General features: G+C 73.4%; 7 protein-coding genes. 5 read left to right on the forward strand and 2 right to left on the reverse strand.

Annotation, left to right across the window (positions count from 1 at the left end):
* The coding region (locus ACI379_RS13635) for an alpha/beta hydrolase family protein (RefSeq protein WP_439792637.1) at nt 1-1,038 on the reverse strand (1,038 nt) is incomplete at its 3' end.
* 264 nt (nt 1,039-1,302) lie between these two features.
* On the opposite strand from ACI379_RS13635, the gene ACI379_RS13640 reads away from it, so the two are divergent.
* A complete protein-coding gene (locus tag ACI379_RS13640; RefSeq protein WP_439792638.1) occupies nt 1,303-1,998 on the forward strand; it encodes an ABC transporter ATP-binding protein in 696 nt (231 codons plus the stop codon).
* The gene (locus tag ACI379_RS13645) at nt 1,982-3,565 is read left to right on the forward strand and encodes a hypothetical protein (RefSeq protein WP_439792640.1); all 1,584 of its coding nucleotides are present in this window, start codon (nt 1,982-1,984) and stop codon (nt 3,563-3,565) included. The genes ACI379_RS13640 and ACI379_RS13645 overlap by 17 nt, the downstream gene beginning before the upstream one ends.
* 250 nt (nt 3,566-3,815) lie before the next feature.
* On the opposite strand, the gene ACI379_RS13650 is transcribed toward ACI379_RS13645, so the two are convergent.
* Nucleotides 3,816-4,721 (reverse strand): hypothetical protein, encoded by a 906-nt coding sequence (locus tag ACI379_RS13650; protein ID WP_439792641.1) that lies wholly within the window; start codon nt 4,719-4,721, stop codon nt 3,816-3,818.
* A gap of 172 nt (nt 4,722-4,893) precedes the next feature.
* Between ACI379_RS13650 and ACI379_RS13655 the strand changes: the two genes are divergently transcribed.
* The 3 genes from ACI379_RS13655 to ACI379_RS13665 all read left to right on the forward strand — a co-directional run.
* A complete protein-coding gene (locus tag ACI379_RS13655; protein WP_439792642.1) occupies nt 4,894-5,541 on the forward strand; it encodes a PadR family transcriptional regulator in 648 nt (215 codons plus the stop codon).
* A complete protein-coding gene (locus tag ACI379_RS13660) occupies nt 5,538-6,260 on the forward strand; it encodes an ABC transporter ATP-binding protein (protein WP_439792643.1) in 723 nt (240 codons plus the stop codon). The genes ACI379_RS13655 and ACI379_RS13660 overlap by 4 nt, the downstream gene beginning before the upstream one ends.
* A partial coding sequence (locus ACI379_RS13665) for a hypothetical protein (protein WP_439792644.1) occupies nt 6,257-6,689 on the forward strand: 433 nt, incomplete at its 3' end. The genes ACI379_RS13660 and ACI379_RS13665, both read left to right, overlap by 4 nt.

Genomic DNA, 6,689 nt, shown 5'->3' on the forward strand with positions numbered 1-6,689 from the left:
GAACGCGGGCCCGAAGGCGTGCCCGTCGTCGTACCAGGCCAGCTCGGCGTCGACGTCGGCCGCGACCATCGCGCGCTGGGTCGCCCGCGCCCACCGCGGCGGGCAGGTCTCGTCGAGGCGGCCGTGGACGGACAGGACTGGCTCGGTGATCCGGTCGAGGACGGGGCGGGTTGACACGCCGCGCCAGAACGCCGGGTCGTCCTCGGGCAGCCCCACGCTCGCGCGCAGCAGCGCCACGCGGGCCGGGTCGTCGCGGATGAACTGGTCGACGTTCTCCGCCTCCAGCGACGACACGGCGGCCCAGGCGACCACCGCACCGGTCAGACCGGGGGCGATGGCAGCCACCTTCTGCACGACGCCGCCACCCATCGAACGCCCGAAGAGTCCGACCCGTTCGTCGTCGACCGGCAGGTCCGCCGCGCGGAGGGCCCCGACGGCGCCGATCACGTCGACGGCGTACCCGAGCCGTACGTCCGCGCCGCCGGTCGGGTCGGGATCGGAGCCTGCGTGCCCGCGGTAGTCCACGTGCAGGGTGACGTACCCCCGCTCGGCGAGGAAGCCGCGCTCGCGGGTCATGCCCTGGCCGGACTCGTACACCGACGGGTCGATGTAGCCGTGCGCGAGCACGACCGCGGGGAACGGACCGTCGCCGCGGGGGACGTTGAGGACGCCGGAGACGCGCAACGCCCTGCCGGTGGCGCCGGGTCCGGTGCTGCGGACCCGGTAGGTGACGTCGTACGAGGTGAACGCTGCGGTCTGCTCGCGCACCGTCCCGAGCCGCAGCCGGTCGCCGGTGTGGGTCTGGGCGGCGACGCCGAGCACGGAGACCGGGTCGGGTGCCGGCGAGGGGGACGGGTCGGACGTGCCCGTCGAGGTGGAGGGTGGGGCCGAGGTTCCCGGCGAGGGTGTCCCGGCGTCCGGCGCCCCGCCCGTGCACGCGACGAGCCCGACCACGAGCGCCCCGACCACGAGCGCCCCGACCAGCGCCGACGTCCCTGCCCGTTCGAGGATCCGGTGGGCGACCCGATGCGGCGACATGCGCCCAGTGTGCCCTGACCGGGTGCGGCCGGCGTGCTCCTGCTGATCGGCCCGCAGGCGCTCGGCGCGTGGACCGGGACCAACGGGATCGCCCGCCGGACGTAGTCGTCGCTGGGCTCGCCCCGCCCCTAGCCCCTAGTAACGCGCAGTTATCTGTACGACCGTCGTGCAATTGACCAGCCTTCCGACAGATAACTGCGCGTTACTAGGGAAGGGGTGGCCGATTCGCCTGTGCGAGCGGCGACTCGGCGGCAGAATCGTCCGGTGACTTCCCCCGCAGTCCTCGTCGACGACCTCCACGTCCGGTTCGGCGACGTCGAGGCCGTCTCCGGCGTCGCCCTGACCGCGTACGCCGGGCAGTCCACCGCCCTGCTCGGCCGCAACGGCGCCGGCAAGTCGACCACCATGAAGGTGCTGGCCGGCGTCGTACCGCCCACCGCCGGCCACGTCGAGGTCGCCGGGTACGACGTCAGCGTCGACCCGCTCGCGGTGAAGCGCGCGATCGGCTACTGCCCCGACGTGGGCGGTCTGGTGCCGCGCGCCACGCCCTGGGAGCACCTGCAGCTCTCCGCCCGGCTGCGCCGGATCGACGACTGGGAGGGCGAGGCGCGCGACCTCCTCGAACGGTTCGAGCTCGGCGGCGTCGCGCACCGCGTCACCGGCGGGTTCAGCCACGGCATGAGCCGGCGCCTGTCGGTGGTGCTGGCCGCCCTGCACCGCCCCGACGTGCTGCTGCTCGACGAGCCCTTTGACGGGGTCGACCCGGTCGGGGTGGAGGCGACCCTCGAGGTCGTCGCCGACGCCCGCGCCCGCGGCGCCTGCGTCCTGCTCTCCACGCACCTGCGCGAGCTCGCGCTCGAGGCCTGCTCGACCGCGGTCGTGCTGCGCGGCGGCAGCCGGGTGGCGGCGATGGCGGCCGCCGAGCTGACGGGCGAGGCGTACCGTGCCCTCCTCGACTGAGGCCCGTACGGCCCCGGCGCCGACGTCCCTCGAACGGTGGCGCCCGGGCGTCGTCGCCGCGTGGGTCGACGCGCTCCGCGACCTGCGGCACCTGCTCGCCTTCAACGGCGCGACCGTACGGCACCCCCGGGCGGTCCGGATCGGCCTGGCCCTGCTGATCGGTCTCACCGCCCTGTTCGCGTGGACCCCGGTCCTGGCGGACACCGACTCCTCGCTGCTCACCGGCGCGGTCGGTGATCTCCGCCTCACGCTCGTGTACGCGTTCCCGGTCTTCTTCCTGATGGCGCTGGGCGCCTCTCTGGGCGGGGGAGGCGGTCGCGAGCTGCTGCCCCGCGACCAGGCGTGGCCGCACCCGGTGAGCTCGTTCACCGAGCACCTCGGGTCGCTGCTGCTCGCGCCCCTGAACCTCGTGTGGCTGCTGCAGTGGTGGGCGCTGCTGGCGGTGACCGCGTTCGCCGTCGGCGACGGTCCCGTCCTCGGCGCCCAGGCGCTGGTCTGCGCGTGGGTGGTGGCGGCGACCGCGATGGCGCAGGCGCTCGGCTGGGTCGTGGAGGGCGTGCGCCGCCTTCCGTACGGCATCGGCGCGACCCGGGTGGCCGGGGTGCTGCTCGCGGCGGCCGCCGTGGGTCTGCAGGCGACCGGCTGGCTCGCGCGGCTCGCGGAGTCGCTGTGGACCGTACGTCTGGTCGACCTGCTCGGCACGGACCGCTGGTGGCTGGGCGTGGTCGTGCTGCTCGCCGTCACGGCCGTCGCCGTGGTGGTCGGCGGGTACACCGCGCGCTGGGCGCTGTCGCTGCCGCCGCGCGAGGAGCTGCGCGTGGAGTCGGGCGTCCACCCGGCCCGCGCGGTGCCGGTGCCGCGCTTCTCCTCGCCCGAGTCGGCGATGGTGCGGCGTCTGGACCGCGGTTCGGTGTGGCGCTCGGTCGGCATGCGGCGCGGCTTCCTGGTGCTCGGCATCGGGCCCGGGCTGGTCGCGGTGATCGGCAACATGGACTGGAGCCAGGTGATGGTGCTCCCCGGTCTCGCCGCCAGCGGTGGTGCGCTGCTCTTCGGCGTCAACGCCTGGTGCCTGGACGGCCGCGGGGCCGTGTGGCGCGAGACGCTGCCGGTGGACCCGCGGGTCACCTTCGCCGCCCGTACCCGGGTGGTCGCGGAGTCCCTGCTCGCCGTGGCCGGTCTGACCGTGCTGATGGCGAGCCTGCGCAACGGCGTCCCGCCGTTCTCGTACGCCTTCGCGCTGCTCGTGCTGACCGGGGTGGTGGTGCTGCAGGTCGTCGCGACCTCGATGCACTGGTCCGTACGTCGCCCGCACGCCGTGAACCTGTCCTCGCCGCGCGCCACCCCGGCGCCTCCGGCGCAGATGCTCGGGTACGCCGCCAAGCTGTCCCTGACCACGACGTTGACCGGCCTGCTGTTCGGCGGGCTGGGGATGGTCGGGGCGTGGTGGCTGACGGTTGCTGTTGCGCTGCCGTTCGTGGCGTGGTCGTCGTGGCGGTTGCTCCGCGCACGACGGGTGTGGCTGGACCCCGCCGCGCGGGCGCAGATCGCGTTGACCGTGGTGCCGTAGGCGTCGGGTGCGTCGGGTGCGTCGGGTGCGTCGGGCGCTTCATGCGTGGCGGGTGGGGGTCATACGTACCCGTCCCCGGGTGTCGCTGCGTCATACGAACCGACGCGTCGGAGGGTTCCGTCATACGTACCCATCCCGGGGCGTCGCTGCGTCATACGGATCCGCACCTATAGGTACGGATCCGCATGACGCAGGCACCCGAGACCCGCGAAACGTATGACGCACCCCGACCACCAAGCCGCGGACGGCCTCAGGCAGCGACGGGCTCGTCCAGGAACCTGCGGAAGGTGAACGCGGTGGCGATGACCACGACGGGCAGGGCCGCGACCACGCCGATGCAGCACGCAGCCAGGCCGGCGAGTACGACCAGGAAGCCGACGACGGCCAGCAGCACGGAGTCGCCGAGCCGGCCGGTCACCAACTGGTAGCTGGCCTTGATGGCCGCGAGCGCGTCGAGGTTCTTGTCGATGATGAAGTGCAGCGTGAACATCGTCAGCAGCGCGATCACCAGGCCCGGCAGGAAGCACAGCATGAAGCCGATCGACGTGGCGACCGACAGGATCAGCGTCGCCAGGATCAGCTGACCCCAGTTGAGGCCCTCCAGTGCCGTCTCGAGCTGGAAGGCGCGTCCCTGCGTCAGGCCGAGCGCCCCCTTCGTGACGACGGCCTGTCCGACCAGGCTGATCGCGAGCGTGGCCGCGTACTCGATGCCGCTGGCCAGGAAGTTCATTCCGCCGAACGGGTTGACGCTCGTGCTCCAGTTGTCGTCGCCCACGCCCATCGTCAGCGACGCCGACGCCCCGCCGGTGGCCAGGCCGACGACGATGCTGACCGCGATCGAGGCTCCCAGCCAGATGACCATGAGCAGCAGGATCGGGCCCACGTTCTCCGTGAACTTCCGCCAGCCGTACCCGATCGCCTCGCCCACGGCGTACGGCTGCGGGCCGGTCGGAGAGGGTGTGCCGTACGGCCCCGCCCCGTACGGACCGCCGCCGCCGGGCGGCTGCTCCCCGTAGGACGACCCCCCGTACGGCTGTCCGTACGAGGGCGGCTGCTGCCCGTAGCCCGGAGGTTCCTGCCCGCCCGGCTGCAGGGGGTTGCCGCCGTCGCCGGGGTCGGGCGAGGTGTTGTCGGGCGTGTCGTCGGTACCGCTCATCTCTCGTCCTCACTGTCGTCAGTTGGCCCAGCCTAGGGATCTCCTGCGCTCCGTACGGGCCCCAGCAGGAAAGTCTCGGCGTGTCCGACTGGATACCGGGTATGCATACGCGGTATACATATCCCGTCACGCACGGCTCCCGCCGCCGCGGACACCGATGACGGGGATGCCGATGTCGATCAGGCACGCGATGCTGGCCCTGCTGGAGCAGGGGCCCAAGTACGGGTACCAGCTCCGGCAGGAGTTCGAGGAACGCACGGGCGCCACGTGGCCGCTCAACGTCGGCCAGGTGTACACGACGCTGGGCCGCCTCAGCCGCGACGGACTCGTCGCCGCCGTCGACCACGGGGGTGCCGACGGTGGGGAGTCCGACCGGCAGGTGAGCTACGAGCTCACCGACGCGGGGCGTACGGAGGTGGCCGACTGGTTCGCCACCCCCGTGCCCCGCGAGCAGCCCGAACGCGACGAGCTCGCGATCAAGCTCGCCATCGCCGTCACCCTGCCCGGCGTCGACGTCGGCGTACTGATCCAGCGCCAGCGGGCGACCACGATGGCCGCCCTGCAGGAGTACACCCGCCTCAAGCGCAAGGCCGGGGTCGACGCGACCGCCGCCCCGGACCTGGCGTGGAGCCTGGTCCTCGACTCCCTGGTCTTCGAGACCGAGGCCGAGCTGCGCTGGCTCGACCACTGCGACACCCGACTGCGCCGCATCGCCGCCAGCCGCCGCGAGGTCGCTCCCGCCTCGCCCAGCCCGACCACCCCGACCAGGCCCAGCGCCACCCTCAGCACCTCGCCCGAGAACGACCCGGAGGCACGATGAACGCCGTACTGCACCTCGACAACGTCATCCGCACCCACGGCCAGGGTGCCACCGAGGTCCACGCGCTGCGCGGGGTCTCGCTCAGCGTGGCCAGCGGCGAGCTCGTCGCCGTGATGGGGCCGAGCGGGTCCGGCAAGTCCACCCTGCTCAACCTCGCCGGCGGCCTCGACCGGCCGACCGCAGGGGAGGTCACGGTCGCCGGCACGGCGCTGGGCTCCCTGGACGGCACCGGCCTGGCGCGCGTACGTCGCAACGCCGTCGGGTACGTCTTCCAGGACTACAACCTCATCCCCGCGCTCACCGCCGCCGAGAACGTCTCGCTGCCGCGCGAGCTCGACGGCCAGCGTGCCCGCGACGCGCGCGCCGACGCCGTGGCCGCCCTCGAGCGGGTCGGTCTGGCCGACCTGGCCGACCGGTACCCCGACGACATGTCCGGCGGGCAGCAGCAGCGGGTCGCCATCGCCCGGGCCATCGTCGGCGAGCGCCGCCTGGTCCTGGCCGACGAGCCCACGGGCGCGCTCGACACGGAGACCGGCGAGGGCGTGCTCCGGCTGCTGCGCGAGATCTGCGACAACGGCGCGGCCGGCGTCCTGGTCACCCACGAGGCGCGCCACGCCGCCTGGGCCGACCGGGTCGTCTACCTCCGCGACGGCGTCGTCGTCGACGGTGACTCCGGCTCGACCCCCGACTCGCTGCTGGGCGCCGAGGTCCTCGGATGAGCGCCTGGCTCCCCGCGCTGCGGATCGCCACCCGCGACGGGCTGCGCCACAAGGCGCGCTCCCTGCTGGTGCTCCTGATGGTCGCGCTGCCCGTGCTCGCCGTCACCGTGCTCGCGGTCCTCGTCCGTACGGTCGACGTCGACGAGGTGGAGGGGATCGACCGCACGATGGGGTCGGCCGAGGCGATGCTGGAGTTCACCGGCCTCCGGATCGACCGGCAGCCGCCCTCGCCGCAGGAGTTCGGTTACGCCGGCGAGGCCGAGGTGGAGCGGCCCACGCAGGCGCAGGTCCTGGCTGCTCTCGGCCAGGGCTCGAGGCTGGTGGAGTACCGCCGCGGCGACTACACCCGGATCGCCGTGGACGACCGTGCCGTCGACGTCGCGCTCATCGAGGTCGACCTGGCCGACCCGGTGGCCGAAGGTCTCTTCG

The sequence above is a fragment of the Nocardioides sp. genome (assembly GCF_051876515.1).
Taxonomy (GTDB): Bacteria; Actinomycetota; Actinomycetes; order Propionibacteriales; family Nocardioidaceae; genus Nocardioides.